Here is a 25,482-nt window from a genome sequence, read left to right on the forward strand (position 1 = left end):
GCTCAGAGCCTCGTGCGGCGGAAGGGCGCGATCAGCGCCATGATTTCGGTCGGCAGAGCCTCGGCATCGCGGCCGACGACATCGCCGCGATGCTCGAACCAGCGTGCCGCCAGCCGCAGCACCGCCTGGCGCAGCAGCGCGGGCACGGATTGGGCGGTGGGCCCAAAACCGGCGACGAGGTCGATCTCGATCGCGCCGCGCAGCCTGCCGATCTCGGGAACCTCGCCGACGATGCGCAGCACGGGCGGATCCGCCGTCCGGTCGAGTTCCAGAGCGGTCGCGGCGACCGGCTGCGGCGCGCCGAGCGCGTCATAGACCCGGGCGGCGGTGAGCGTGCCGACGGGCGAGAGCGGCAAACGGATTTCGCCCCCCTCCGGCCACCGGTCGAGCACGATTCGCCAGGCCTGATCGACGAGGAGACGGCCCGACGCGGCCTCCACCATCAGCCGCGCAGCGGTGAGCAGGGTCGCCAGCAGGTCGTCTTCCGCTGTCTGGTCGAGCCGCAGGAAGGCGCGGGCTTCCGCCAGCGAAACCGGCTCCTGGGCCGGCGGGGTCAGGGCAAGCGGCGTCATGGTCGCTCCGATGCGGGGTTCAATTGCGGGAGCCGACGCGCTATCGAACCCCTCCCAGCTGGAGGAGCGCGATGCGCGTCGGAATTCTGATCGGCCTCGGCTGTCTCGCCGGCGCGCTGGCCGCCGTGCCGGCATTGGCCGTTGTCGCAGGCCGCGAGGGCGGGCCGCTCGCCGGCTCGACCCTGATGGTTCTCAATGCCCGGGGCGGCGTCTGCACCGGCATCGTCCTGTCGCCGCGCAGTGTGCTGACGGCCGCCCATTGCGCCGCCGGCGGCACCGAGCTGCGCATCCACTGGAAAGAGGGCGGCGGCGAGCCCGTCCTGCTGGCGCCCTCCGCCGTCGCTCTGCATCCGGAATTCCGGTCAGACGCCGTGGCAGCGCGCCAGCGCTCGATCGATCTTGCGCTGCTGCGTCTGGCACAGCCGCTGCCGGGCCGGTTCGCGCCGGCGACCCTGCTGGAAGGCGCCCCTCCCCGCGCCGGCACCGCGATCGACCTCGCCGGTTACGGCGTGTCGCGCGAGGGCGAAGCACGCAGCACCGGCATCTACCGCTCCGCGACGCTCGCGGTGGTCGAGCCTTACGGGCCGGGCCGCATTCTGCTCTGGGCCGCGGATGCCAAAGGGGCCGGCAAGCGCAGCGGTCCGGGCGCCTGTCAGGGCGACTCGGGCGGGCCGATGGCCTCGGGTGACGGCGTCGTCGCCGTGACGAGCTGGTCGACCGGCCCGTCGGGCCGCAGCTGCGGCCTTCTCAGCCAGGGCGTTCTCGTCGCGCCGCAGCGTGGCTGGATCGACGGAACGCTGTCCCGCTGGTCGGACCGGGCCGTCTGGGGGCCGTCCCGCTGAGGGAAAAGCTGGACTGGCGCGCACCAGTCCCTAGATTGAAGGATGTTCGTCCATCCGGTCCGCCTCATGACAACGCGCCGCCTCGCCTTTGCCCTTGCCACCGCGCTGCTTGCGGGCAGCACGCCCGCGCTCGCGGTCATCGGCGGCATCGCCTCGCAGGATGCGCGCGGCGCCCGAGCCTCGACCCTGCGGATCGAAACCAGCCGGGGCGAGCTCTGCTCGGGAGCCGCGATCGCGCCCGAGCTGGTGCTGACGGCGGCGCATTGCCTGATGGGCGGCGGTTCGGTCAGCGTCGTGAGCCTCGACCCGAATTTCCGGCCGCGCCGCCATACGGTGCTGGCCGTTCTGCCCCATCCCAGCTTCGTGCCAGGCACGACGCCGCGCACCCAGCCCGGCGCCGATCTGGCCATGCTGCGCCTTTCCGCCCCGCTTCCGGCCGATATCCAGCCGGTCACGCTCGGGGGCAGCCTGTGGCAGGGCGAGGTCGTGACCATGGCCGGCTTCGGCCTTTCGGTCGAAACCAACAAGAAGACGGCCCGCCGCCTGCGCGAGACGCGGCTGGTCAATGCCGGCAACTACACGACGCAGAACACCGTCAAGGTCGCCGTCGATGCGGAGGCCAAGGGCGAGACCCCCGGGGCCGGCGCCTGCCGCGGCGATTCCGGCGGACCGGTCCTGCGCGGCGAGATCCGTTCCCGCGATCTGGTCGGCATCGTCAGCTGGTCCAGCGGCCCGCTGAACACGCGCGAGCGGCGCATCTGCGGCGGCTTCACCGCGATTACGCCGATCAGCGAGCACCGCAGCTGGATCACCGAATCCGCGGCCAGATTGCTGATGCTGGGAAGCAACCAGCGCCTGGTCGAGCAGCCGGCCCCTTCCGGCTACAGCTGGTGGCCGATGCGCTGAGGGCGGACCCCGCCCCCAGCCACCGGCCCGGGCTCAGACGGCGAACCTCAACCCCTTGATCGCCGCGAAGTCCTGCACGCCGCCACCGACCCGCTTGGTCGTGTAGAACAGCACATAGGGCTTGGCGGAATAGGGATCGCGCAGGATGGGCACGCCCGCCCGGTCGACGACGAGATAGCCGCGGCGGAAGTCACCGAAGGCAAGCGCGATGGCGTTGTTGGCCATGTCGGGCATGTTCTCCGCCTCGACCAGCGGGAAACCCATCAGCGTCGCGGGCGCGCCGATCGAGGCCGGCGGCTGCCAGAGATACTGGCCCGTCGAGTCCTTGAACTTGCGCACGGCGCCTTGCGTCTTGCGGTTCATCACGAAGGACGCGTTCTGGCGGTAGCCCGCCTTCAGCGCATAGACGAGATCGACCAGGATGTCGGAGGGGTTGGCCGTGGCGAAGGCGCCGGCGACGCCGGTGTTGAGCACGCCGATGCTGCCCCAGTTCCAGCTCGCCTCCGCGACCATCGGATAGGCGAAGAAGCCCTTGGGCTTGTCGATCCCGTCGCCGCTGACGAAGGCCGCGCCCTCCTGCTCGGCGAAGGCGCTCTCGACTTCTTCGGCGATCCACTGGTCGATGTTGACGATGGCGTCGTCGAGCAGGGTCTGCGTCGCCGCCGGCATGGCGTAGAGTTCCATCGCAGGGAAGCTCAGCTCCGCCAGGGTGGGCGAGCCGGTCTGCGGCCGCGCCGCGGTCTCGCCGACCCAGCCCGAGGCCGGCCCCGTGGTCGAGAAGGCCTTCTTGTAGGTGCCCGACGAGATCGTCCGCACCGTCGCCAGGCTGCGGATCGGCGAGGCGGTCGAAAGCCGCCGCAGGATCTCGCTCTCGACGCTGGAGGGGGCGAGATAGCCGCCATCGGGGCCCGACCCGGCCGAGAGCGCCTTGGCCTCGAGCCGCTTGAGCCCGCCGGCCTCGCCGCTGCGGATATAGGATGCGAAGGCGGCCTTGTGCTCGCCGACCAGCGGATCGCGCGGCTCGTCGCGGCCGAGCGCCGGGCGGCTGCGGTCCAGCGTCAGCCGGTCGAGACGGCGCGTCGCCTCGTCGAGCGCGGTGTCGATGCGCGCCATCTTCTCCTCGGTCAGCGGATCGACGCCGTGGCGGCTCTCGATCTGGGCCAGACGCTCGTCATTGCTGACGCGATAGCTCTCCAGCGTGTAGCGCAGATCGTCGAAGGCCAGCGACAGGTCGGCGCCGGCGGCCTTGCTCTCGGGTGCGTGGTTGGCAGTGGTCATGGTCTCTCCTTGGGGAAAAAATGGGTTCAGGCGTGAGCGAAGGCAGATGCGCTGCGCAGCGCCTTGACGGCGGAGATCCGCGCCTGCGGCAGCATCGGGAAGGTCACGATCGAGATCTCCCAGAGGTCGATCCGCTCCAGCCGGCGCAGGCCGCTGCGCGGCTCGGTTCGGGCGCGCTCGGAACGGAAGCCGATCGAGAGCCCATCCACCGCGCCTTCGCGCATCAGGGCGTGGATCTCCCGGGCGCGGGCGACGGCGAGCGAGAGCTGGCCCCTGACGAACAGCCCGCGCGAATCCTCGGTGAGCGCGAGCCAGCGGCCGATCGGCTCGGCGGGATCATGCTGCCAGAGCAGCTTGATGCCGGCAGGCCCGCGCCGCACCAGGCTCTCGCGAAAGGCGCCCCGCTCGACGATGTCCTTGCCGAGATCGGCGATGCCGAACAGGCTGGCATAGCCCTCGAACAGCCCGTCGAGGCCGATGCGCGCCGGAGGCAGCGGCAGGAACTTGGACTCGCGGTCGCAAGGGCCGGCGGGAGGCAACGACCTCATCGCGCCCGCTCCCCGGCCTTGCCCGTCCGCACCGCACCGCCCTCCAGCCGGGCCAGATTGCGCAGGAAGCGGCCGAAGGCCTCGGTGTTCGCCGGCCCGCGCGCCGGCTGCCGTGGCGGGCTGCGGCTAGGACCGGAGGATTTCGGCGGGGCGGGCTTCTGGTCTGCGGAACGCGTCATGGCTGGTCCCCCTCGTGACGGGCGTTGAAGCGGTTGAGTTCGCGCACGAAATCGTCAAAGCGCCGGTTGGCGGCGGAAAGCTCGCGCATCACGAACCAGGCTGCGGCCGACGCCGTCGCAGCCCAGAGCAGCAGCCCGAGATGGCCGACATCGGCGCGCCCGACGAAGGCGGTGACGATCTGGTCGAGCAGGTTCATGGGCTGGCCTCTCCCGTTCGCGGCGCGCGGCCGTAGCCGACCGCCTCGCGCTGCTCGTCCTCGCTGAGGAAGGTCGCGGCGCCGAGCCGGCGCCAGAGCGATTCCCGCTCCTCGGCGAGCGCCTCGATGGCGTCGACATCGGGTTCCAGCGTCAGCTCGCCGCCGAAGGCCGGCCCGAGCCACTGCGCCAGCGACTGTGCCGTGCGCCGCACGAGCGGGATCGCGGTCTGGCGCCAGAAGGCGCGGTTGGCCTCGGCGAAATTGGCATGGGTGTTGTCGCCGGGCAGGCCGAGCAGCAGCGGCGGCACGCCGAAGGCGAGCGCGATCTCGCGCGCCGCGACGCCCTTGGCCGCGACGAAATCGAGTTCCGCCGGCGTCAGCGAGAGCGGCCTCCAGTCGAGCCCGCCTTCGAGCAGCAGCGGCCGGCCGGCATTGCGGGCGCCCTGGAAACTCTCCTCCAGCTCGGCTTTCAGCCGCTCGAACTGGGCGTCGGTGAGGCTCGCCCCGTCCGGGCCGTCATAAACCAGCGCGCCGGACGGCCGCGCCGCATTGTCGAGCAGGCCCTTGTGCCAGGCGCTGGCGGCGTTGTGGATGTCGAGCGAGCAGGCGGCGGCCTCGATCGGCGAGAGGCCGTAATGGTCGTCGACCGGATGAAACAGGGTGAGATGCAGGATCGGCGGGACCACGCCCTCGTCCTGCCGGAAGCGGATCGTGTCGCCGCCGACTGTGTAGTCATAGGCTTCCGGCCAACCATCGCGGCCGGGCACGACCTTCATCCGGTCGGGCCGCAGCGCGTAGAGTTCGCGTGGCTCGCGGCCCGTGCCGGCGGCCTCGACATAGGCGTTGCCGGCGACCAGCAGATGCCCGAACAGCATCTCGCGGAAGGCGATGCCGCCCTGGCGCGGATTGGGCCTGTCGATCAGCGCGAGCGCCGGATGCTCCGGCATTTCCTGATCGCCGACCTTGGCGATCAGCGGGGTCTGCGCAGCCGCCTCGGCGATGAGCCGGACGCAGCGATGCACGACCGGGTTGCGCTCATAGCCCTCGCGGGCGAGCGCCGCATAATCGCGCGGCGTCCAGACCGGGCGCCCGGCCTCATGCAGGGCGATCAGCGGCCCGACGCGCGAGCGCTTGCGTTCCGGCGCGGCGGAGCCGCGCAGGTTGCGAAGGAAATTGAGCATGGAGGTCTCGCTTATGAGTGCGTCATGCTCGGGCTCGACCCGAGAATCTCGGAAACCAGTGTCTTCTCGTCCCGAGATTCTCGGGTCTTCGCTGCGCTACGCCCGCGAATGACGGGCCTAAATCCCCCTCACCCGCGGCCGGCCTTTCGGGCCCAGCATCAGATGGGTCAGCGCCCAGACGAGCGCGTCGAGCCGGTCCGGCGAGCGGCCGGAGCTGAGGCCGCCGGGGGTGAAATCACACATCTCGTCTTCCAGCGCGGGAAAGGCGCCGGCATGGCGCACCCGCCCCTGCGCATAGAGCGCCGCCACCGGCTCGGCCCGCAGATATTTGCCCCGCGTCGCCCGAACCGCGCTCACCGGCACGCCCGGATCGACCTCGCGGATCACGGCAGTCGCCATCTCGCCGCCTTGGTTGACCTCCACGACGAGCGCATCGGCCTCGAAGCGCCGGTAGAGCGCGACCGCCTTTGCCGCCCATTCATGCGGCCGTGCGCCCGACACGGTGCCATCCTCCCAGCACATGGCCGAGGCCTTCGCCGTCGAGGCCGGCCACCACCAGCCCGCAGGAATCGGCCCGGGCCGAGGACGAGGCCGGCGGATCGACCGCCACCACGATCTGCGCCAGGGCCGGCGCCTCCCGCTCCCGGCAATCCTCGATCATCGCCCGCGTCCAGAGCGCATCCGCGCTTTCCTCGACCAGTTCGCCGTCGAGTTCCTGGCGGCCGAGCCGGGTGCCGCCATAGCTCTGCGTCACGCTGCGGATGAAATCGGCCGCGAGGTTGAAGCGGTTGGCGCTCGTCGCCGCGCGGCTCACCGCCACCTCGGGATCCGCCAGCAGCCGCTTGATCAGCGGCACGGGACGGGGCGTCGTGGTGACGATCTGGCGCGGCCGGTCGCCGAGCCGGAGCCCGAATTGCAGCATGTCCCAGGTCTCCTGAAGGTTCGGCCATTTCGCCAGCTCGTCGGACCAGGCGGCACCGAATTGCGGGCCGCGCAGCCCTTCCGGATCTTCCGCCGAAAACACCTGGGCGATGGCGCCATTGGGCCATTCGAGCCGCCGCCGCGAGGGATACCAGCTCGGCCGCTCCCAGCGGGTGTGTATCGCGAGCAGCCCGGAGACGCCCTCGATCATCACGTCGCGGACCTGGCCTTGCGTCTCGCCGACCAGCGCGATGCGTTCCGTCGCCGCCGGCGCATAAGGCTCCTGCCCCAGCGCCATGCCCTTGACCCATTCGGCGCCGGTGCGGGTCTTCCCCGCGCCCCGACCGCCCAGAACGAGCCAAATCGACCAGAGGCGTTCCGGCGGCTTCTGATCTGGGCGTGCCCAGATCAGCCACTCGGCCTTGAGGACCTCGTATTCATGAGGCGACGCCGTCTCCATCAGGAGCTGCAGGGCCGGCAGGCGGTCCTCCGCCCGCAATAACTTCAAGACGTCGTGCAAGCTCCTGTCGGAGTTCGGCGACGTGGCGCAGTCCGGCGGCGGGCGAGAGTTCATCGTTGGATCTGTCCTCCCGGCCGGGCGCCGCCGCGTCGAGCGCCACCAGTTCGCGCACGGTGCGGGCGAGCACGGCGAGCGCCTTGGCCTCGGATTTGCTGGCCGCCGCGCCCTTCGGCAGTTCATCGAGCCGCGCCTCATGCGCGTCGAGCTGGCGCTGCGCCGCGCGCCAGAGCCGCGTCACCACGGCCTTGCGGCCCACGGGCAAGCGCTTGCCCTTCGCGACCGGCAGAGCCGGCGCGTCATCATCGGAATCGGACATGGGTAAACCTCGCAAGGCCCGACATGCGAAAGCCGCCGGCGGATGAGCACGGCGGCTTGGCGTCTGGTCACACTTCGTGAGCGTTCCTGATGTCTACCGGATCAGCGCGACGCTGTCAAGGACTAATTTCCTATATGCGCTCGCGATCTTAGATCGCGGCATGAAGGACATTGACGGCAAGCGCCTCACCTATCGGCGGATTGGTCAAGCCGCGCTCGCGTAAGCAGCAGGCCAAGCGCATCCTGCATAAGCGCAAGCATAGAAAGACATAAGCATTTTCTTATGTCTCGAGAGTCTGTGCACAGCGGTGCACTCAACTTGCGCGCGCACGCCGAATCGGAGAACGTTGCCAGTTGATCCTAGGAATGGAAACGCCACCGGGGGTAGGAGCCCGGTGGCGCGGAAGTTTCTGGACCGCATTTCCCCTTAGCCGGGCTGCGGGACAGGCTGGTTAGCGGTTCGGAGTTCACTCCCGAATCTAGCCCTTGGTCAAGCCCGGCTTTCGATCACGGAGCCACCATGGCTAATTTTATTGTGACGTACGACCTGAACGGGCCTCACCCAACCCATAAGCAGATGGACGACCATCTTTCGGCGCTTGGTCCAGCGTCGCTCCGGGGGCGAGTTCTGGAGACAGTATGGTATGTGTCGTATCCGGGGACGTGCCCGCAGTTGCGAGATTACGTATCGCAAATCCTGGGCTCTGAGGACCTGTTGCTGGTGGTAGAGACCGACCGGGCTGCATGGACAAAGCTCCTCGTCAATTCGGCTGCGTTCAAGTCGGCTTTCGAGGCAGGGTAACCGTTGGGCCGGCGATAGCGCCGGCCCTTCGTCATTCTTGCGGGCGCCCGCTTTAAGATCCGTTTCATGCGGCTTCGGCGGCGTCGTCAGCATCCGCTTCAACATCTCGTCTGTCTTGTCGTCTTCGGAGCTACCTATGGCGCGGCAACCGCTTCCTCGCAAATATCATCGGGGGCCTTGGTCTCTCGGTGCTAGTCAACTCGACAAGCGACCAGCCCATTTGGCTGCAATAGGGTCCGTTATTACGCGCTGGACCGACGTTGAAACGGAAATGGCGTTGGTTCTTCGCTTACTCCTGGGCACCCGCTCCGAGGCCGCCGTAGCTCTGTATACGTCCCTAAGACAACAGCGATCCAGAACAGAGACAATTGCGACGGTAGCTAGTTCGATCTTGGACAGCGACGAACAAGAACTCCTCGCAGCAATCTTGATTGTCTACGGCCAGACAGAAAGCGCCCGTAACGATATCGCCCACGGCTGCTATGGCAGTTGCGACGACATTGAGGATGGTATCATTTGGCTCCCAACGAAGGACAACGCCAACTGGACCGTATCTGTCTGGCATAAAGACGAGGCAGGATCGCGCAGCGGCGACGAACATGCAGAACTCGCCAAAAAGATGCTCGTCTATAAGCTTTCAGATCTAAAAGCAGTCGTCTCCGAAATCGACGACACATGGAAACTGGTGTTCAACCTGATCAGCTATCTACAAACCCGCTCTCTGGGGCCCGATCTAAAACGCGCTGAAAGATTTCACCGGCTACGTAGCGAGCCCCGTGTATCGAAAGCTCTAGCCCAAATGCGGGACAGGAAGCAGCGATCTCCTCAATCACAGCCTTGACGAGATCGTGGGGCGAACCAGCGATCTCGTCATCGTCGTTTATTTCGGCCTGTCGCTGGGAACCATGGGCATCGGAACTGATTCGTCACGCACATAACTGAGATTAAATACCTACGCCAATCAGAAATGCGACTGGCAATAAGTCACACCTCCTCCTTCTCCACCCATTTATACGTCACCGCCGGCACATATTGCTCCATCCGGTCGAGCAGGGTCGCGGGCTCAGTGTCGGTGATCGTCATGGCGCGGTGGGTCTGCTTGAGGAAGCCAGCCTCCACCGTGTTGTCGAGGAAGGTCGCCAGTGGGTCGTAGAAGCCGGCGACATTGAGGAAGGCGAGCGGCTTGTCGTGGATGCCGAGTTGGGCCCAGGTCCAGATCTCGAACAGCTCCTCGAAGGTGCCGATGCCGCCGGGCATGGCGATGAAACCTTCCGAGAGCTCGGCCATGCGGGCTTTCCGGATATGCATGGTCTCGACGATCTCGAGCCGCGTCAGGTGGTGATGGCCGACCTCCTTCTCGCGCAGCGCGCGGGGGATGACGCCATGGACCTCGCCGCCGGCGGCGAGCGCGGCATCGGCGACGATGCCCATCAGCCCGACCGCGCCGCCGCCATAGACCAGCACCATGCCGCGCCTTGCGATCTCGGCGCCCATGGCTCGGGCGCCCTCGGCATAGACGGGATCATTGCCGGGGTTGGACCCGCAGAACACGCAGACGGATTTCATCGGATCAAGCCCCCTTCGTTGCCAGCGCCTGCAGGATGCGTGCCCAGGAGCGCTGGCCCTTGTGAAAGGAGGAGAGGTCGTATTTCTCGTTGGGCGAATGCACGCGGTCGTCGTCGAGCCCGAAACCGACGAGCAGCGTGTCGATGCCGAGCAGGCGCTTGAAATCGCCGACGACGGGGATCGACCCGCCCGAGCCGATGGTGACGGCCTTGCGGCCCCATTCCTCGGTCAGCGCGTTTTGCGCCTGGCGCAGGGCCTGCGACTCGACCGGAACCGCAATGGCCGGTGAGGCGCCATGGGCGACGAAGTCCGCCGTCACATCGGCCGGCAGCCGCTCGCGCACGAAGGCCTGGAAGGCGGCCGCGATCTTGTCGGGGTCCTGCCTGCCGACGAGGCGGAAGGAGACCTTCGCCGAGGCCTTGCCGGCGATCACCGTCTTGGTGCCCTCCCCGGTATAGCCGCCCCAGAGCCCGTTGACGTCGCAGGTCGGGCGGGACTGGATCTGCTCGATCAGCATGCGCCCGGTCTCGCCGATCGAGTGCTTCAGCCCGATCTGGCCGAGGAACTCGTCCTCGGTGAGGTTGAGATCGGCCCAGTCGGCCTTTTGCTGGTTCGTCGGCTCCTCGACGCCGTCATAGAAGCCCGGCAGCGTAATGCGCCCGTCCTCGTCGTGCAGGGCGGCGACGATCTTCGCGAGCACATGGACGGGGTTGGCCGCCGCCCCCCCGAACAGGCCGGAATGCAGGTCGCGGTCGGCGCAGGTGATCGTCACCTCCTGATAGACCAGGCCGCGCAGCGAGGCGGTGATGGCCGGCGTCTGCCGGTCCCACATGCCGGTGTCGCAGACGAGCGCGAAATCCGCCTTCAGCTCGGCGGCATTGTCGCGGACGAAGGCCGGGAGATTGACCGAGCCCGATTCCTCCTCGCCCTCGACCATCACGGTGACGCCGACCGGCAGGTCGCCGGTCTCACTGAGCGTCGCCCGCAGCGCCTCGACGAAGGTCATGACCTGGCCCTTGTCGTCGCAGGCCCCGCGCGCGACGATGGCCTTCCTGCCGGGCTCGATCTCCTTGATCACCGGCTCGAAGGGCTTGGTGTCCCAAAGCTCCAGCGGGTCGACCGGCTGGACGTCGTAATGGCCGTAGAACAGCACATGCGGTGCGCCGGGCTTGGGGCGATGGGCGAGCACGATCGGATGGCCAGGCGTCTCGCGCAGGCCGGCGGTGAAGCCGAGCGATTCCAGGTCCTTCTCCAGCCACTCCGCAGCGCGGCGGCTGTCGGCAGCGTAAGCCGAATCCGTCGAGATCGAGGGGATTTCGAGCCATGACGACAGTCGGGTCAGCGAGGCGTCGAGATCGGCATCGAGGCGGGCGAGGATCGCGGGGAGCTGGGTCATGGCACTCGGCAGGGCTGGGCTCGGGCGGAGAGGCTGAGCCGATTCAGGTGACGCCATCATGGCAAGGCACAGGGCCGGCGTCAGCCTCGTCCTGACATGGCATCGATGCGAATTGGCGCGTCATTCTCGGGCGCAGCGAAGCGCAGACCCGAGAATCTTATGACAAGAAGGCTCGTTGACGAGATGCTCGGGTCAAGCCCGAGCATGACGTGTTCTCAGCGCTTCCCGCCCATCATGCTGCCAAGCACGCCGCGCAGGATCGCGGTGCCGACCTGGCGGCCGATCGTGGTCGCAGCCGAGCGGGCGGCCGAGGTGAGCACTTTCTCGGCCATGCTCTGCGGCAGGGCGCCGCCACGGCTGCCGGGGCCGGTCTTGGGGCGCTGCTGCGGCGCGCCGCCGCCGAGCCAGCCGCCGATCGTGTCGAGGATGCCGCCGCCGCCGGTCGTCGAGGCCTCGACGGGCCCCTCTTCCGGCGACAGTTCCTTGCGCTTCATCAGCTCCTCATAGGCCGACTCGCGGTCAATCATCGTGTCGTACTTGCCCTTGAAGCCCGATTCCGTCAGCGCCTGCTGGCGGATCTGCGGCGAGCAGGGGCCGACCTGCGCCATTGGCGGCGCGATCAGCGTGCGCTCGACGATGGTCGGCGAGCCCTTGCCCTCGAGCGTCGAGATCAGCGCCTCACCCACGGCCAGATGCATGATGGCCTCGGCGGTGTTGATCTTGGGGTTCTGGCGGAAGGTCTCGGCCGCTGCCTTGACCGCCTTCTGGTCGCGCGGGGTGAAGGCGCGGAGCGCGTGCTGGACGCGGTTGCCGAGCTGGGCCAGCACGGTCTCGGGGATGTCGAGCGGGTTCTGCGTGACGAAATAGACGCCGACGCCCTTCGAGCGGATCAGCCGCACGACCTGCTCGACCGCCGTCAGCAGCGCCTTGGGTGCCCCGTTGAAGAGCAGATGCGCTTCGTCGAAGAAGAAGACCAGCTTGGGCTTGTCGAGATCGCCGACCTCGGGCAGCTGCTCGAACAGCTCCGAGAGCAGCCAGAGCAGGAAAGTCGCGTAGAGCCGCGGATTGGCCATCAGCTTGTCGGCGGCCATGATGTTGACGATGCCGCGGCCATAGCGGTCCGTCCGCATCAGATCGGAGATTTCGAGCGCCGGCTCGCCGAAGAACAGGTCGCCCTTCTGGTTTTCCAGTACCAGCAACGCGCGCTGGATCGTGCCAACCGTCTGCGAGGTGACGTTGCCGTATTTGGTGGTCAGGTCCTTGGCGTTCTCGGCGATGAAGCCGAGGATCGCGCGCAGGTCCTTGAGGTCGAGCAGCAGCAGCTTCTGTTCGTCGGCGATCCGGAAGGCGATGTTGAGCACGCCCTCCTGCGTCTCATTGAGATCGAGCAGGCGGGCCAGCAGCAGCGGCCCCATTTCCGAGATCGTGGCGCGGACGGGGTGGCCCTGCTCGCCGAAGACGTCCCAGAACACGGTGGTGAACTGGTCGGGCTCGTATTTCACGCCGATCTCCTCGGCGCGCTTGACGAAGGGCGGCTTCGAATCGCCGGGCGCAGCAATGCCCGAGAGGTCGCCCTTGATGTCGGCGGCGAAGACCGGCACGCCCTCGCGGGCAAAGCCCTCTGCCAGCACCTGCAGCGTCACCGTCTTGCCGGTGCCGGTGGCGCCAGTGACGAGGCCGTGGCGGTTGGCGAGCTTCAGCAGGAGGGTTTCCGGCTTCCAGCTCTTGCCGATCAGAATCGCGCCGTCATCCGCCATGGGCCTGCCTGTTGTGCTGTCGATGGGTCACGGCAAGGATGTAGCGAATGGCGGTCGTCGGCGGAAGCCCGTCCGGTCGCCGGACTATCGCAGCGACCCAATCGTTGATATGTGAACTATCTGGCCATCCGCGCCGCAACCGACAGGATCGACATCATGGATGAACTGATTTCCCGCGTGATCGCGGCCTCGGGCCTCAGCGAAGATCTCGCCCGCAAGGCGGTCGGCATCATCCTCGCCTTCCTGCAGAAGGAAGGCCCCCCTGCCGAGATCGGCCAGCTGATGACGGCCCTGCCCGGCGCAGCGGAGCTCGCGGCAGCCGAGGGCGGCGCCAAGGGCGGCCTGATGGGCATGGTCGGCGGCATGATGGGCGGCAGCGGCGGCGTGATGGCGCTGGGCGGCCAGCTCATGGGCGCCGGCCTCTCGATGGGGCAGATCCAGTCGGTTTCCAAGGAAATGTTCGCCGTCGGCCGGGAAAAGGCGGGCGAGGATGCGATGGGCGCCATCGTCGGCGCGATCCCGGGTCTCGGCCAGTTCGTCTGAGCCGCGCCGCAATGTGAGGGTTACAACGCCGCCGCGAGGCGGCGTTGTCGTTTGCGCCCTGCCCGGCGCGGGTTTGCGCAGCCGCGTTGCGACGAAGTAGGAATGGCGGCGCGGCGCCCTGCATGGCAATCACCGCCGCGCAGCCGCGCGCGGCGGCTGATGACGAGGACTGCTTGGCATGACTTCGGCCCCGGATCCCGACCTGTCCTTCATGAGCGCGTTTCCCGCCCCGACGCAGGAAGCCTGGCGCGCGGCGGTCGACAAGGTGCTCAAGGGCGGCGATTTCGAGAAGCGCCTCGTTGCCAAGACGGCCGACGGCATCCGGATCGAGCCGCTCTATGCGGCGGCTTCGCCGGCCAACCGCCCCCTCCGCAGTGAGGCCGGCCGCTGGCAGGTCGCGGCCCGGCTCGACCATCCCGAGCCGGCCGAAGCGCAGAAGCTGGCGCTCGCCGATCTCGAGGGCGGCGCGAACGCGCTGACGATCGCCTTTGCCGGAGCCCGGGCCGCGCGCGGATACGGGCTCGTTGCCAAAAACGTCGCCGCGCTCGATGCCGCTCTCGACGGCGCGATGCTCGACCTGATCCAGCTGCGCCTCGACCCCGCCCCGGAGGGTCGCATCAACGCCCTGCTGCTGGCGGCGCTGGTCGAGAGGCGCGGGCTTTCGCCCGAGGCGCTGTCGATCGATTTCGGCATGGACCCGATCGGCGTCTTCGCCGGCACGGGCGGGCTCGCGGCCTCCTGGCCCGAGGTCGGGCGCCGGCTCGCCACGACCATCCGGGCGCTGAAGGCGCGCGGCTTCAACGGCCACTTCGTGACGGTCGACACCCGGCCCTGGCATGAGGCCGGGGCCAGCGAGGCGCAGGAGTTGGGCTATGGCCTGGCCAGCGCCATCGCTTACCTGCGCGCGCTGGAAGCCGAGGGCTTTTCGCTCGAGGAGGCGCGCGACGCGATCTCCTTCACGCTGGTCGCCGACACCGACGAGTTCCTGACCATCGCCAAGCTGCGGGCGGCGCGCCTGCTCTGGGCGCGCATCCAGGGCGCCTGCGGGCTGACGCCCGTGCCGATGCCCCTGCATGCCGAGACGGCCTGGCGCTCGCTGACGCGGCGCGACCCCTGGGTCAATCTGCTGCGCGGCACCGTCGCCACCTTCTCGGCGGGCATCGGCGGCGCAGATGGCGTGACGGTCCAGCCCTTCACCGCCGCGCTTGGCCTTGCCGATGGCTTCGCCCGCCGCATCGCCCGCAACACCCAGCTCGTGCTGCTGGAGGAGGCCAATCTCTGGCGCGTCGCCGACCCCGCCGCGGGCTCCGGCAGCTTCGAGTCCCTGACGCAGGCGCTGTGCGAGCAGGGCTGGGCGCAGATGCAGGCGATCGAGCGGGAGGCGAAGGACGGCCTGCCGGGCATCCTCACGGCGCTGACCACCGGCACGGCCCAGGCTGCGCTGGAGCGTCAGCGCGAGGCGCGCGCCAGGGCGATCGCGACGCGGCGCGAGCCGATCACCGGCACGAGCGAGTTCCCGAACCTCAAGGAAGCCGCGGTCACCGTGCTGGATATCGCCCCGGTCACCATGGGCACATCGAAGGGCCGGAGCGGAACTGCGCCCGATCCGGAAACCCTGATCGCTCGGCTCGCCGCGGGCGCCGAACGCCAGGAGGGCCTGATCGCGCCGCAGGATGGTTTGCGGGCGCAGTCCCTGCCGTCGCAGCGGCTGGCCGAACCGTTTGAGGCGCTGCGCGACCGGGCCGATGCGGCCGCAAAGCCAGTCGTCTTCCTCGCGACGCTCGGCCAGGTCGCCGATTTCACGGCGCGGGCCGGCTTCGCGCGCAACCTGTTCGAGGCGGGCGGTCTCGCCGCCCCGGTCGGCGACGGCTTCGCGCAGGACGACAGCACCGATCTCGCTGCGCTCGCGGCCGCCTTCACGGCCTCGGGCGCGCGTCTCGCCTGCCTCTGCGGGTCGGACGCCGCCTATGCTGCCGAGGGCGCTGCTGCCGCGCAGGCGCTGACGACGGCCGGCGCGACTGTCTGGCTCGCGGGCCGGCCCGGCGACCTGGAGGCGGCGCTGAATGAAGCAGGGGTGCGGTCGTTCATCTATGCAGGCTGCGACGTGCTCGACGCGCTGCGGCGCGCGCATGATGCCGCCTGAGGAGCCCGGACCATGACCGCCATCGCCCTGACCATCGCCGGCTCGGATTCCAGCGGCGGCGCCGGCATCCAGGCCGATCTCAAGACCTTCGCGGCCCATCAGGTCTATGGCGCCAGCGTCCTCGTCGCGCTGACCGCGCAGAATACGAGGGGCGTGAGCGCGATTCATGCCGTGCCGGCGGCTTTCGTCTCGCAGCAGATCGACGCCGTCTTCGAGGATCTCGACGTCGCCGCCGTGAAGATCGGCATGCTGGCGACAGCCGAGTTGATCGAGACCGTGGCCGAGGGGCTGAGGCGCCACAAGGCGCGCAACATCGTGCTCGACCCGGTCATGGTCGCGGCGTCGGGCGCGCGGCTGCTGGAAAACGAGGCCGTCACTGCTATCCACCGCCATCTCTTCCCGCTGGCGACGCTGATCACCCCGAACCTGCCGGAAGCGGCGGCTCTGCTCGGCACCGGCGAGGCGGAAACCGAGGACGCCGTCGAGCGGCAGGCGGATGCGCTCGCTGCGCTCGGCGCCGCCAACGTCCTGATCAAGGGCGGGCATGGCGGCGGCGACAGCAGCAGCGATCTGCTGCTGCTCGCGGGCGGCAGCCGCCAGCGCTTTGCCGCGCCGCGCCTGACCACCCGCAACACCCATGGCACCGGCTGCACCCTGTCCTCGGCCATCACCTCGGGGCTGGCGAAGGGGCTCTCGCTGCCGGAAGCCGTCGGCCATGCCAAGACCTATATCTCGGCGGCGATCGCGGCCGCCGATGAGGTTCCGGTTGGCCATGGCCACGGACCGGTGCATCATTTCCACCACTGGTGGGATCGTCAGGACGGGAGACAGCCATGACCGCCATCCCGGATTTCGCGACGCTGGCCTATGCCGACGGCGTAGGACCCGCCTCCCCCGCGCTGCCGGCTGGCGAGCCCTGGCTGACGCCCGAGGGCATCCCGGTGAAGCCGGTCTACGGACCAGAGGATCGCGACGGGCTCTCCTTCGTCGACACCTTGCCGGGCATCGCGCCCTATCTGCGCGGTCCCTACCCGACGATGTATGTCAACCAGCCTTGGACGATCCGGCAATATGCCGGCTTTTCCACGGCCGAGGATTCCAACGCCTTTTACCGGCGCAACCTCGCCGCCGGCCAGAAGGGTCTCTCCGTCGCCTTCGATCTGGCGACGCATCGTGGCTATGACTCGGACCATCCGCGCGTCGGCGGCGATGTCGGCATGGCCGGCGTCGCGATCGACTCGATCTACGACATGCGCACGCTGTTCTCCGGCATCCCGCTCGACCAGATGAGCGTGTCGATGACGATGAACGGCGCGGTGCTGCCCGTTCTGGCGCTCTATATCGTCGCGGCGGAAGAACAGGGCGTTCCGGCAGCAAAGCTCTCGGGGACCATCCAGAACGACATCCTCAAGGAGTTCATGGTCCGCAACACCTATATCTATCCCCCCGCCCCCTCGATGCGGATCATCGGCGACATCTTCGCCTACACCTCGGCCCATATGCCGAAATTCAACTCGATCTCGATCTCCGGCTATCACATGCAGGAGGCCGGGGCGACGCAGGACCTCGAGCTCGCCTATACGCTCGCCGACGGCGTCGAATACATCCGCGCCGGCCAGCGGGCGGGGCTTGGGGTGGATGCCTTCGCGCCGCGGCTGTCGTTCTTCTGGGCGATCGGCATGAACTTCTTCATGGAGGTCGCCAAGCTGCGCGCCGGCCGGCTGATCTGGGCGAAGCTGGTCAAGGATTTCGGTGCGCAGAGCGAGAAGTCGCTGCCGCTGCGCACTCATTGCCAGACGAGCGGCTGGTCGCTGACGGCGCAGGATGTCTTCAACAACGTGCCGCGCACGATGATTGAAGCGATGGCGGCCACCCAAGGCCATACCCAGTCGCTGCATACCAACGCGCTCGACGAGGCGCTGGCGCTGCCGACGGACTTCTCCGCGCGCATTGCCCGCAACACGCAGATCCTGCTCCAGCAGGAAAGCGGCACCAGCCGGATCATCGATCCCTGGGGCGGGTCCTATTATGTCGAGCGGCTGACGGCGGAACTGGCGACGAAGGCGTGGGGCCATATCCGGGAAGTCGAGGCGCTCGGCGGCATGGCCAAGGCGATCGAAGCCGGCATTCCGAAGCTGCGCATCGAAGAGGCCGCCGCCAAGACGCAGGCGCGCATCGATGGCGGGCTGCAGGCGATCATCGGCGTGAACTGCTTCAAGCCCGACAACGAAGCCTCGATCGACGTGCTCAAGGTCGACAACGCCTCAGTGCGGGCGCAGCAGCTCGACAAGCTGAAGCGCCTCAAGGCCGAGCGCAACGAAAGCGAGGTCCAGGCCGCGCTCGCCGCCCTGACCGAAGGGTCGAAGGGCGAGACCAACCTGCTCGACCTCGCCGTGAAGGCGGCCCGCGCCAAGGCCACCGTCGGCGAGATCTCGCTGGCGATGGAGCAGGTCTTCGGGCGCCACCGGGCCGAGATCAAGTCGATCTCGGGCGTCTACAAGCGGGAGGTCGGCACGATGAACCCTGCGGTCACGCGCGTGCAGATGATGACGCAGGCGTTCGAGGAGGCCGATGGCCGCCGCCCGCGCATCCTCGTCGCCAAGATGGGGCAGGACGGGCATGACCGCGGCCAGAAGGTGATCGCCTCGGCCTTTGCCGATCTCGGCTTCGACGTCGACATCGGCCCGCTCTTCGCCACACCCGACGAGGCGGCCCGCCAGGGCGTCGAGAACGACGTCCACATCATCGGCGTGTCGTCGCTCGCGGCGGGCCATCTGACGCTGGTGCCCGAGCTCAAGGCGGCGCTCGCCAAGGCAGGGCGGCCCGACATCATGATCGTGGTCGGCGGCGTCATCCCGCCGCAGGATTTCGAGGCGCTGATCGAGGCCGGCGCCGCGGCGATCTTCCCGCCTGGCACGGTCATCGCCGATGCAGCCGAGAAGCTGCTCGAGGACCTCAACGGCCGGCTGGGCTATGTCCAGCGCACGGCCGCGGAGTAGCAGACAGGCGCGGCCGGCGGGCCGCGCCTGTCCCATGATCACGGATGTCGCCGCGCGACACTAGCGCCAGCCGTGACCATAGCCGTAACCGTAGCGGGGCGGCGGTGGGCGGAAGCCGTAGGCATCGGGGTGCTGCCAGCGGCGCCGGCCCCAGTAACCGTGGAAGACGGGCGGCGGCGGCCGCCAGCCGTGCCGGGGCGGGCCCCAACCCTCTTCGTAGCGCCCCCCGAAGGCCTCGGCGGTGGCGGGCGCCACGACGCTGCCCGCGGTGAACACGGCAGCGCCGAGAGCGAGCCCGGCCAGCGCGGTAACGACGAATCTGCGGGCCATGATCCTTGTCCTGTTGCAGGCTCGGGCCATCCCCTCGCCTTGATCACGACCATGGCGGAATGCGCCTGAACGGCGTTTGAGGCCGCCATTCACACGCCGTTTATGCGGGATGGGATGGCGTCGATGGGCGCCGGCGATCAGGCGCCCAGAGCCTGGCGCCGCTTCAGCAGCAGCGAGGCCGCGATCACCACCGTGGCGACGAAGCCGATCAGGATCGTGCAGGCGGCGTTGATCTCCGGCGAGACGCCGAGCCTGACCGCCGAATAGAGCCGCATCGGCAGGGTCGTGGCGCCAGGCCCTGTGGTGAAGCTCGCGATCACGAGGTCGTCCAGCGACAGCGTGAAGGCGAGCAGCCAGGCCGCCGCCACCGCCGGCGCGATCAAGGGTAAGGTCACCGTCCAGAAGGTGACCAGCGGCGTGGCGCCGAGATCGCGCGCCGCCTCCTCCAGCGAGCGGTCGAAGCCGACAAGGCGGGCCTGCACGACGATGCAGGCGAAGCCCAGCCCGAAGGTCGCGTGGGCGATCGTCACCGTCCAGAAGCCGCGCTCCACATCCGCCGCCACGAAGAGCAGCAGAAGGGAAAGGCCGGTGATCACCTCCGGCATCACCAGCGGCGCCAGCGCCATGCCGGAGAACAGCAGGCGCCCACGGAAGCGGCCCTGCCGCGCCAGCGCCAGCGCGGCAAGCGTTCCCAGCGCGGTGGCGAGCGTGGCCGAGACGAAGGCGAGGCGCAGGCTGAGCCAGGCCGCCGACAGGAGCGGCTCGTTGGCGAGCAGCGTCCCGTACCAATGCGTCGAGAAGCCGCCCCAGACGGTGACGAGCCGCGAGGCGTTGAAGGAATAGGCGATCAGCGCCAGGATCGGCAGGTAGAGAAAGGCGAAGCCCGCGACGAGGGCGAGGATGAGGCCGGGGCCGAGCCGGGTCATGCCGCGCCTCCCGCCTCGCCGGCCCGCGCCAGCCGCGCGCGCTGCAGCAGCGCCAGCGGCAGGACCAACACCACCAGCAGTACAACGGCCACGGCCGAGGCCAGCGGCCAGTCGCGGTTGGAGAAGAACTCCGTCCACAACACCTTGCCGATCATCGTCGTGTCCGGCCCGCCGAGCAGGTCTGGAATGACGAATTCGCCGATAGCGGGGATGAAGACCAGCGCCGAGCCCGCCAGGATGCCGGACAGCGAGAGCGGCAGAGTCACCGTCAGGAAGGCCCTGAGCGGCGTCGCGCCGAGATCGGCGGCGGCCTCCAGCAGGCTGCGATCGAGCTTCTCCAGCGTCGCGTAGAGCGGCAGCACCATGAAGGGCATGTAGGAATAGACCATGCCGATCAGGACCGCGGCTTCGGTGTTGAGCAGGCGCAGCGGCTGATCGCTCAGGCCGAGCGCCGCCAGCGCCATGTCAAGCAGCCCCTCGGGCCGCAGAATGCCGATCCAGGCGTAGACCCGGATCAGGAAGGAGGTCCAGAACGGCAGGATGACGAGCACGAGCAGGATGGCGCGCCAGCGCGCCGGGGCGCTCGCCATCGCATAGGCGAGCGGATAGCCGATCGCGAGCGCGATCAGCGTCGTCAGCGCCGCGATGCGCAGGGAGTAGAGATAGCTCTGCCAGTAGAGCGGATCCTCCAGGATCAGCCCGAAATTCTCGAGATCGAGCCCGGCCAGGAAGTCGCGCAGGGCCGCGAAGCCCTCGAAATGCGGGGCATAGGGCGGCAGCGCCGTGGCAGCGTCCGACAGCGCGATGCGCAGCACCATGACGAAGGGCGCCAGGAAGAAGAGCCCCAGCCAGAGATAGGGCACGGCCACGATCAGGCGGCCGTGCGACCTCGCCGGAGAAACGCGACCACTCACGGCTTCAGCACCAGCCCGGCCTCGACGTCCCAGGACAGCCAGACCGCATCCTCCCACGCGAAGGGGCGCTCGATCCGGCGCGAGCGGTTGGTCAGGGAGACCTTCAGGAGCTGGCCGCCGTCGCCGCCGACCATGACCTGAACCATGGTCATGTCGCCGAGATAGCCGATGTCCCAGATCTCGCCGCGGACCTTGTTAGCGCTCTGGGCCGGCTCGTCATGGCTCAGCGCGATCTTCTCCGGCCGCAGCCCGACGAGGACCGGCTCCCCCGGCGACAGGGCCGGCGCCTCCTCGTCGAGTTCGACGCAGCCCGCCAGCGGCGTCGCAACGCTGACGAGATCGCCTTCGACGGATTCAATGCGGCCCTCGAGGATGTTGATGTCGCCAACGAACTCCGCGACGTGGCGGCTCACGGGGGCCTCGTAGATCACGTCGGGCGGGTCGATCTGGACGAGCCGGCCATGGTCCATCACCGCCATGCGGTCGGCCATGGTCATGGCCTCGTCCTGGTCGTGGGTGACGACCATGAAGGTGGTGCCGAGCTCGCTCTGGATGTCCATCAGCTCGAACTGCGTGGCCTCGCGCAGCTTGCGGTCGAGCGCCGCCATCGGTTCGTCCAGCAGCAGGAGCTTCGGGCGCTTGGCGAGCGCGCGCGCGAGAGCGACGCGCTGGCGCTGCCCGCCGGACAACTGGTCCGGGCGGCGCTTGCCCAGCCCGTCCAGCTTGACCAGCGCCAGCATCTCAGCCACGCGCTGGTCGATCTCGGCCCGCGGCAAACCCTCGCGCTTCAGGCCATAGCCGATGTTGTCGGCGACGCTGAGATGGGGGAACAGCGCATAGGACTGGAACATCATGTTGACCGGCCGCAAATGCGGCGGCACGGCGGTGATGTCGACGCCGTCGAGCAGGATTTGCCCTTCGTCCGGCGTCTCGAAGCCCGCCAGCATCCGCATCAGCGTGGTCTTGCCGCAGCCCGAGGGGCCGAGCAGCGCGAAGAACTCGCGCGGGTAAAGCGCGAGCGAGACATCGGCGACGGCCCTGACGCCGCCGAAGCGCTTCGTCACGGCGCGGAACTCGACGAGCGGCTGCGCGGCCGGGTCGTTCCAGGGCTGGAAGGCGCGGCGCACGCTGCCGGGCGATGCCTTGCGCATGGCGCCTGCCCCTCGCCCCCTCTGTTCGCTCACGCCTGTCCGCCCACTTTGCCCGGCGCTCACTTGCCGGTCTTCACCCGGGTCCAGAGCCGGTTCACTAGCCGCTGCGACTTCTGGTCGTAAGGGGTGATCGTGTAGAGCCGCGCCATCACAGCATCGGGCGGATAGATGCCGGGATTGTCGCGCACGGCCGCCGAGAGCAGCGGTTTCGAGGCGATGTTGCCATTGGCGTACTGGATGAAGTCGGAATTCTTCGCCGCCATCGCCGGGCGGTTGACGAAGTCGATGAAGGCGAGCGCGGCGTCCGGATTGGCCGCATCCTTCGGGATCACGAAGGAATCGAACCACATCAGCGCACCTTCCTTCGGGATGGAATAGGCGATCTCGACCTTGTTCTTGGCCTCTTCCGCGCGCTTCTTCGCCTGGAGGATGTCCCCGGAATAGCCGACGGCGAGGCAGATATCGCCGTTGGCGAGCGCGTTGATGTATTCGGAGGAGTGGAACTTCTGGATGTGCGGGCGGATCTTGCGCAAGAGCTCGCCCGCCTTGTTCAGGTCGGCCTCTGCCTTGGAATCCGGGTTGAGGCCGAGATAGCGCAGCGCAGCGGGGAACATCTCCTCGACCGCATCCAGGACATGCACGCCGCAGTTCGAGAGCTTCTTGAGCTGGTCGGCATCGAACAGGATCTTCCAGCTGTCGATCACCGCGTCAGGGCCGAGCCGCTCCCTGATCTTGGCGACGTTGTAGCCGATCCCGGTGGTGCCCCACATGTAGTTCACGGCGTGCTTGTTGCCGGGGTCGTATTTGGCCAGCCGCCCCTGGATCTCTGGCCAGGCGTTCTTCAGATTGGGCACCTTGGCGGCGTCGACCGGCGCATAGAGGCCGAGCGGGATATGGCGCGGCAGGAAGGAGGCGGTGACCACGATCAGGTCGTAGCCGGTCTTGCCCGCCAGCAGCTTGGTCTCGACGGTCTCCATCTGGTCGAAGGTGTCGTAGACGACCGTGATGCCGGTTTCCTTCTTGAAGGCGTCCAGCACCTCCGGGTCGACATAGTCGGACCAGTTGTAGATCCGCAGTTCCTTGCCCTGTGCCGCGGCCTGGCCCGCAACAGCCAGCGACAGTCCCAGCGCGAGACCTGAAACGATTCCCCTCAACCAGCGGCCAGACATCATGACGCGTTCGATTCCTCTCCGGACGAGCGGCGCAGAAGCTAACAGCTTGGCGCCACGTCTCAAGCCGTTGTGATCCCGCGCCGCGTCGATCGATCTTGCGATGCAACAGGCCTGCCACATATTGCGCCCATGCGCGTCGCCCGTCTCCTGTCCCTCCTGTTCCTGTTCGTCTTCATCGTCCCGCTCGCCACCCATGCCGCGTGGTGGTCGATGCAGGGAACGGCCGATGACTGGCGCCGGGCCGACTGGTCGAGCGCGAAGCTCCTGCCCGCGGCGTCCACCGAGCCAGAGGCGACCGTTCATGTCTTCGCCGCCCGGGTCGGTCGCTGGCGCGGCGTCTTCGCGCATCATTCCTGGGTGGTGGTGAAGGAACCCGGCGCCAGCGCCTATACGCGCTTCGACGTCGTCGGCTGGGGCACGCCCGTGCGCGTCAACCATCGCGAGGCCGATGGGCGCTGGTACGGCAACCTGCCGGAGCCGGTGGCCGAAATTCGCGGCGAGGCGGCCGCGCGGCTGATCCCGCGCATCCGAGCAGCGGTCAAGAGCTACGCCTATGTCACGCCCGGCAGCTACCAGGCCTGGCCGGGGCCCAATTCCAACAGCTTCGTCCAGCATGTCATGGCCGAGGTGCCCGAACTGGCGCGTGCCCTGCCGCCGACCGCGATCGGCAAGGATTTCCGCGAGGATGGCCTGTTCGCCGGGCTGACGCCGAGCCGCACCGGCATCCAGGCCTCGCTCTACGGGCTCGCCGGCTTCACCATCGGCTGGGTCGAGGGTGTCGAGGTCAACCTGCTCGGGCTGGTGGCCGGCTTCGATCTGCGCAGCCCGGCGCTGAAGCTGCCGGGCTGGGGGCGCGTCGGGGTCTAGGATAAGGCGTCATTCTCGGGCGTAGCGAAGCGCAGACCCGAGAATCTCATGCAGGGAACAACGTGCGAGAGATGCTCGGGTCTTCGCCCGAGCATGACGTGTTCCGCCCTCACACCGCCTCCAGCGCCTGCGCCAGATCCGAGATCAGATCCTCGATGTTCTCGATACCGACCGAGATGCGGATCAGCGCGTCGGTGAGGCCGATCTCCTCGCGCAGTTCGCGGGCGACGCCGGAATGCGTCATCGCGGCCGGGTGAGAGACCAGCGTCTCGGTGCCGCCGAGCGAAACCGCGAGCTTCATGATCTGGAGGTTGTCGAGCAGCGCGAAGGCCTCCTTCTCGCCGCCGACGACGTCGAAGGCGAAGGTCGAGCCGGCGGCCGTGCATTGCCGGTCGAACACCGCCTTGCGCGGGTCGCCCTCCCTTAGGTCGCCGAGATAATGAACCTTGGCGACCTTCGGATGGGCGGAGAGGTAGTCGGCGACCAGCCGCGCGTTCTCATTGGCGCGGCTCATGCGGATGTCGAGCGTCTCGAGCGAGCGCATCAGCATCCAGCAGGAGTTGGGGTCGAGTTGCGTGCCCAGCGAGCCGCGCCAGCTCTTCACCTGCCGCACCAGCGCCTCCGAGCCGCTGATCGAGCCGCCGACGAGGTCAGAATGGCCGCCGACATATTTGGTCAGCGAGAGCAGCGAGAGATCGGCGCCCTGCTTCAGCGGCTTCTGGTATTTCGGGCCGAGCATGGTGTTGTCGACGACGACCGGCGGGCGATGGCCCTGCGAGGCTTCCAGCTCATCGGCGATCAGCTTGCAGGCGGCGAGATCGACCAGCCCGTTGGTCGGGTTGGCGGGCGTCTCGACCAGGATCATGCCGACGCGCCCCTTCGCCGCAGCGGCCTTGGCGGTCTCGCGCATCTGCGCGATGTCGAGCCCGTCGGTGAAGCCGAAGGGCGTGACGCCGAAGGCGCCCATCTGGTTCTTCAGCAGGGTTTCGGTGCCGCCATAGAGCGGGCGGGAATGGATGATCGTGTCGCCCGGCCGCAGGAAGGCAAAGCAGGTCGTGGCGATGGCCGCCATGCCGCTGGCGAAGACGGCGCATTTCTCCGCCTCGTCCCAGATCGCCAGGCGATCCTCAAGGATCTCCATATTCGGATGATTGAAGCGCGAATAGACCAGACCCGGCTTCTCGCCCGGCTTGGGCTGGCGACGGCCGGAAGTGAAGTCGAAGAAATCCTTCCCCTGCTGGGCGTTCGCGAAGACGAAGGTCGAGGTCAGGAAGATCGGCGGCTTGAGCGAGCCTTCCGACATGGCCGGCGAGTAGCCGAAGCCCATCATCAGCGTCTCGGGATGCAGCTTGCGGTTGGCGATCCGGTCCTTGTGATAGCTGTCGTCGCTCATGATGGCCTCGCTGGGATAGGGCTGCGTTGCGGAATGCGCCTGATCTCACTGTAGACCCGGCTTG

Annotated in this window: 24 protein-coding genes and 1 pseudogene; 8 read left to right on the forward strand and 17 right to left on the reverse strand. The window is 68.2% G+C overall.

Features of this window, described 5'->3' with window-relative positions; genetic code table 11:
• Window positions 1–2: 2 nt before the first annotated feature.
• Window positions 3–572, reverse strand: a complete 570-nt coding sequence (locus ABIE41_RS21540; protein ID WP_192642272.1) for a head-tail connector protein — start codon at window positions 570–572, stop codon at window positions 3–5.
• Window positions 573–643: 71 nt separating this feature from the next.
• On the opposite strand from ABIE41_RS21540, the gene ABIE41_RS21545 reads away from it, so the two are divergent.
• Complete coding sequence (locus ABIE41_RS21545) at window positions 644–1,414, forward strand: S1 family peptidase (protein WP_192642273.1); 771 nt, start codon at window positions 644–646, stop codon at window positions 1,412–1,414.
• 66 nt (window positions 1,415–1,480) lie between these two features.
• Window positions 1,481–2,320, forward strand: coding sequence for a S1 family peptidase (locus tag ABIE41_RS21550; protein ID WP_354193063.1), 840 nt, complete (start codon window positions 1,481–1,483; stop codon window positions 2,318–2,320).
• A 33-nt stretch (window positions 2,321–2,353) separates the two neighbouring features.
• Here the strand turns inward: ABIE41_RS21550 and ABIE41_RS21555 are convergent, their stop codons facing one another.
• The 7 genes and pseudogenes from ABIE41_RS21555 to ABIE41_RS21585 form a co-directional block, all read right to left on the reverse strand.
• Window positions 2,354–3,598 carry a phage major capsid protein gene (locus ABIE41_RS21555; RefSeq protein WP_192642275.1) on the reverse strand — a complete coding sequence of 415 codons (1,245 nt, stop codon included), beginning with the start codon at window positions 3,596–3,598 and terminating at the stop codon, window positions 2,354–2,356.
• 26 nt (window positions 3,599–3,624) lie between these two features.
• Complete coding sequence (locus ABIE41_RS21560; RefSeq protein WP_192642276.1) at window positions 3,625–4,146, reverse strand: HK97 family phage prohead protease; 522 nt, start codon at window positions 4,144–4,146, stop codon at window positions 3,625–3,627.
• Complete coding sequence (locus tag ABIE41_RS21565) at window positions 4,143–4,325, reverse strand: hypothetical protein (protein WP_192642277.1); 183 nt, start codon at window positions 4,323–4,325, stop codon at window positions 4,143–4,145. The genes ABIE41_RS21560 and ABIE41_RS21565 overlap by 4 nt, the downstream gene beginning before the upstream one ends.
• Complete coding sequence (locus tag ABIE41_RS21570) at window positions 4,322–4,522, reverse strand: hypothetical protein (protein ID WP_069054486.1); 201 nt, start codon at window positions 4,520–4,522, stop codon at window positions 4,322–4,324. Before ABIE41_RS21570 ends, ABIE41_RS21565 begins: the two co-directional genes overlap by 4 nt.
• Window positions 4,519–5,703 carry a phage portal protein gene (locus tag ABIE41_RS21575; RefSeq protein WP_192642278.1) on the reverse strand — a complete coding sequence of 395 codons (1,185 nt, stop codon included), beginning with the start codon at window positions 5,701–5,703 and terminating at the stop codon, window positions 4,519–4,521. The genes ABIE41_RS21570 and ABIE41_RS21575 overlap by 4 nt, the downstream gene beginning before the upstream one ends.
• 117 nt (window positions 5,704–5,820) lie before the next feature.
• Window positions 5,821–7,084 (reverse strand): annotated as a pseudogene (locus ABIE41_RS21580) (DNA-packaging protein).
• Window positions 7,062–7,460, reverse strand: a complete 399-nt coding sequence (locus tag ABIE41_RS21585; protein WP_192642279.1) for a hypothetical protein — start codon at window positions 7,458–7,460, stop codon at window positions 7,062–7,064. The pseudogene ABIE41_RS21580 and the gene ABIE41_RS21585 overlap by 23 nt, the downstream one beginning before the upstream one ends.
• A gap of 1,192 nt (window positions 7,461–8,652) precedes the next feature.
• Here ABIE41_RS21585 and ABIE41_RS21590 point away from each other — a divergent pair.
• Window positions 8,653–9,102: a hypothetical protein gene (locus tag ABIE41_RS21590; protein ID WP_192642280.1), complete on the forward strand. Its 450-nt coding sequence runs from the start codon at window positions 8,653–8,655 to the stop codon at window positions 9,100–9,102.
• A gap of 143 nt (window positions 9,103–9,245) precedes the next feature.
• Here the strand turns inward: ABIE41_RS21590 and ABIE41_RS21595 are convergent, their stop codons facing one another.
• The 3 genes from ABIE41_RS21595 to ABIE41_RS21605 all read right to left on the reverse strand — a co-directional run bounded on the left by ABIE41_RS21595 (window position 9,246) and on the right by ABIE41_RS21605 (window position 12,980).
• Window positions 9,246–9,827 carry an LOG family protein gene (locus ABIE41_RS21595; protein WP_069054484.1) on the reverse strand — a complete coding sequence of 194 codons (582 nt, stop codon included), beginning with the start codon at window positions 9,825–9,827 and terminating at the stop codon, window positions 9,246–9,248.
• 4 nt (window positions 9,828–9,831) lie between these two features.
• Window positions 9,832–11,223 (reverse strand): dipeptidase, encoded by a 1,392-nt coding sequence (locus tag ABIE41_RS21600; protein ID WP_192642281.1) that lies wholly within the window; start codon window positions 11,221–11,223, stop codon window positions 9,832–9,834.
• 215 nt (window positions 11,224–11,438) lie between these two features.
• Entirely contained in the window at window positions 11,439–12,980 is a 1,542-nt protein-coding gene (locus ABIE41_RS21605; protein WP_192642282.1) for a helicase HerA-like domain-containing protein, read from the reverse strand.
• A 156-nt stretch (window positions 12,981–13,136) separates the two neighbouring features.
• On the opposite strand from ABIE41_RS21605, the gene ABIE41_RS21610 reads away from it, so the two are divergent.
• The 4 genes from ABIE41_RS21610 to scpA all read left to right on the forward strand — a co-directional run bounded on the left by ABIE41_RS21610 (window position 13,137) and on the right by scpA (window position 18,665).
• Window positions 13,137–13,523 (forward strand): DUF2267 domain-containing protein, encoded by a 387-nt coding sequence (locus ABIE41_RS21610; RefSeq protein ID WP_192642283.1) that lies wholly within the window; start codon window positions 13,137–13,139, stop codon window positions 13,521–13,523.
• A 178-nt stretch (window positions 13,524–13,701) separates the two neighbouring features.
• Complete coding sequence (locus ABIE41_RS21615) at window positions 13,702–15,666, forward strand: methylmalonyl-CoA mutase subunit beta (protein WP_192642284.1); 1,965 nt, start codon at window positions 13,702–13,704, stop codon at window positions 15,664–15,666.
• A gap of 12 nt (window positions 15,667–15,678) precedes the next feature.
• Window positions 15,679–16,503 (forward strand): bifunctional hydroxymethylpyrimidine kinase/phosphomethylpyrimidine kinase, encoded by an 825-nt coding sequence (gene thiD, locus ABIE41_RS21620; protein ID WP_192642285.1) that lies wholly within the window; start codon window positions 15,679–15,681, stop codon window positions 16,501–16,503.
• Entirely contained in the window at window positions 16,500–18,665 is a 2,166-nt protein-coding gene (scpA, locus tag ABIE41_RS21625) for a methylmalonyl-CoA mutase (RefSeq protein ID WP_192642286.1), read from the forward strand. The genes thiD and scpA overlap by 4 nt, the downstream gene beginning before the upstream one ends.
• A gap of 60 nt (window positions 18,666–18,725) precedes the next feature.
• Here the strand turns inward: scpA and ABIE41_RS21630 are convergent, their stop codons facing one another.
• The 5 genes from ABIE41_RS21630 to ABIE41_RS21650 all read right to left on the reverse strand — a co-directional run bounded on the left by ABIE41_RS21630 (window position 18,726) and on the right by ABIE41_RS21650 (window position 23,158).
• Window positions 18,726–18,995, reverse strand: a complete 270-nt coding sequence (locus tag ABIE41_RS21630; RefSeq protein ID WP_192642287.1) for a hypothetical protein — start codon at window positions 18,993–18,995, stop codon at window positions 18,726–18,728.
• 137 nt (window positions 18,996–19,132) lie between these two features.
• Window positions 19,133–19,921 carry an ABC transporter permease gene (locus ABIE41_RS21635; RefSeq protein WP_192642288.1) on the reverse strand — a complete coding sequence of 263 codons (789 nt, stop codon included), beginning with the start codon at window positions 19,919–19,921 and terminating at the stop codon, window positions 19,133–19,135.
• Entirely contained in the window at window positions 19,918–20,796 is an 879-nt protein-coding gene (locus tag ABIE41_RS21640) for an ABC transporter permease subunit (RefSeq protein WP_465247123.1), read from the reverse strand. Before ABIE41_RS21640 ends, ABIE41_RS21635 begins: the two co-directional genes overlap by 4 nt.
• Before the next feature lie 35 nt (window positions 20,797–20,831).
• A complete protein-coding gene (locus ABIE41_RS21645) occupies window positions 20,832–21,986 on the reverse strand; it encodes an ABC transporter ATP-binding protein (RefSeq protein WP_192642289.1) in 1,155 nt (384 codons plus the stop codon).
• A 59-nt stretch (window positions 21,987–22,045) separates the two neighbouring features.
• A complete protein-coding gene (locus tag ABIE41_RS21650; protein WP_354193065.1) occupies window positions 22,046–23,158 on the reverse strand; it encodes a polyamine ABC transporter substrate-binding protein in 1,113 nt (370 codons plus the stop codon).
• Window positions 23,159–23,287: 129 nt separating this feature from the next.
• Between ABIE41_RS21650 and ABIE41_RS21655 the strand changes: the two genes are divergently transcribed.
• A complete protein-coding gene (locus tag ABIE41_RS21655) occupies window positions 23,288–24,025 on the forward strand; it encodes a DUF3750 domain-containing protein (RefSeq protein WP_192642290.1) in 738 nt (245 codons plus the stop codon).
• A gap of 109 nt (window positions 24,026–24,134) precedes the next feature.
• Here ABIE41_RS21655 and ABIE41_RS21660 read toward each other — a convergent pair whose 3' ends face one another.
• Window positions 24,135–25,418, reverse strand: coding sequence for a cystathionine gamma-synthase family protein (locus tag ABIE41_RS21660; protein WP_192642291.1), 1,284 nt, complete (start codon window positions 25,416–25,418; stop codon window positions 24,135–24,137).
• Window positions 25,419–25,482 lie beyond the last annotated feature (64 nt).

This window comes from Bosea sp. OAE506 (genome assembly GCF_040546595.1).
Lineage (GTDB): Bacteria > Pseudomonadota > Alphaproteobacteria > Rhizobiales > Beijerinckiaceae > Allobosea.

Excerpts from the sequence above, each read along its gene's own strand:
- ABIE41_RS21605 (WP_192642282.1), bottom strand. The coding sequence starts at position 12,980 with ATGGCGGATGACGGCGCGATTCTGATCGGCAAGAGCTGGAAGCCGGAA.
- ABIE41_RS21650 (WP_354193065.1), bottom strand. The coding sequence starts at position 23,158 with ATGATGTCTGGCCGCTGGTTGAGGGGAATCGTTTCAGGTCTCGCGCTG.
- ABIE41_RS21550 (WP_354193063.1), top strand. The coding sequence starts at position 1,481 with ATGACAACGCGCCGCCTCGCCTTTGCCCTTGCCACCGCGCTGCTTGCG.
- ABIE41_RS21565 (WP_192642277.1), bottom strand. The coding sequence starts at position 4,325 with ATGACGCGTTCCGCAGACCAGAAGCCCGCCCCGCCGAAATCCTCCGGT.
- ABIE41_RS21595 (WP_069054484.1), bottom strand. The coding sequence starts at position 9,827 with ATGAAATCCGTCTGCGTGTTCTGCGGGTCCAACCCCGGCAATGATCCC.
- ABIE41_RS21575 (WP_192642278.1), bottom strand. The coding sequence starts at position 5,703 with ATGCTCAATTTCCTTCGCAACCTGCGCGGCTCCGCCGCGCCGGAACGC.
- ABIE41_RS21545 (WP_192642273.1), top strand. The coding sequence starts at position 644 with ATGCGCGTCGGAATTCTGATCGGCCTCGGCTGTCTCGCCGGCGCGCTG.
- ABIE41_RS21600 (WP_192642281.1), bottom strand. The coding sequence starts at position 11,223 with ATGACCCAGCTCCCCGCGATCCTCGCCCGCCTCGATGCCGATCTCGAC.
- ABIE41_RS21560 (WP_192642276.1), bottom strand. The coding sequence starts at position 4,146 with ATGAGGTCGTTGCCTCCCGCCGGCCCTTGCGACCGCGAGTCCAAGTTC.
- ABIE41_RS21610 (WP_192642283.1), top strand. The coding sequence starts at position 13,137 with ATGGATGAACTGATTTCCCGCGTGATCGCGGCCTCGGGCCTCAGCGAA.
- ABIE41_RS21540 (WP_192642272.1), bottom strand. The coding sequence starts at position 572 with ATGACGCCGCTTGCCCTGACCCCGCCGGCCCAGGAGCCGGTTTCGCTG.
- thiD (WP_192642285.1), top strand. The coding sequence starts at position 15,679 with ATGACCGCCATCGCCCTGACCATCGCCGGCTCGGATTCCAGCGGCGGC.
- ABIE41_RS21555 (WP_192642275.1), bottom strand. The coding sequence starts at position 3,598 with ATGACCACTGCCAACCACGCACCCGAGAGCAAGGCCGCCGGCGCCGAC.
- ABIE41_RS21630 (WP_192642287.1), bottom strand. The coding sequence starts at position 18,995 with ATGGCCCGCAGATTCGTCGTTACCGCGCTGGCCGGGCTCGCTCTCGGC.
- scpA (WP_192642286.1), top strand. The coding sequence starts at position 16,500 with ATGACCGCCATCCCGGATTTCGCGACGCTGGCCTATGCCGACGGCGTA.
- ABIE41_RS21655 (WP_192642290.1), top strand. The coding sequence starts at position 23,288 with ATGCGCGTCGCCCGTCTCCTGTCCCTCCTGTTCCTGTTCGTCTTCATC.
- ABIE41_RS21615 (WP_192642284.1), top strand. The coding sequence starts at position 13,702 with ATGACTTCGGCCCCGGATCCCGACCTGTCCTTCATGAGCGCGTTTCCC.
- ABIE41_RS21585 (WP_192642279.1), bottom strand. The coding sequence starts at position 7,460 with ATGTCCGATTCCGATGATGACGCGCCGGCTCTGCCGGTCGCGAAGGGC.
- ABIE41_RS21635 (WP_192642288.1), bottom strand. The coding sequence starts at position 19,921 with ATGACCCGGCTCGGCCCCGGCCTCATCCTCGCCCTCGTCGCGGGCTTC.
- ABIE41_RS21645 (WP_192642289.1), bottom strand. The coding sequence starts at position 21,986 with ATGCGCAAGGCATCGCCCGGCAGCGTGCGCCGCGCCTTCCAGCCCTGG.
- ABIE41_RS21570 (WP_069054486.1), bottom strand. The coding sequence starts at position 4,522 with ATGAACCTGCTCGACCAGATCGTCACCGCCTTCGTCGGGCGCGCCGAT.
- ABIE41_RS21660 (WP_192642291.1), bottom strand. The coding sequence starts at position 25,418 with ATGAGCGACGACAGCTATCACAAGGACCGGATCGCCAACCGCAAGCTG.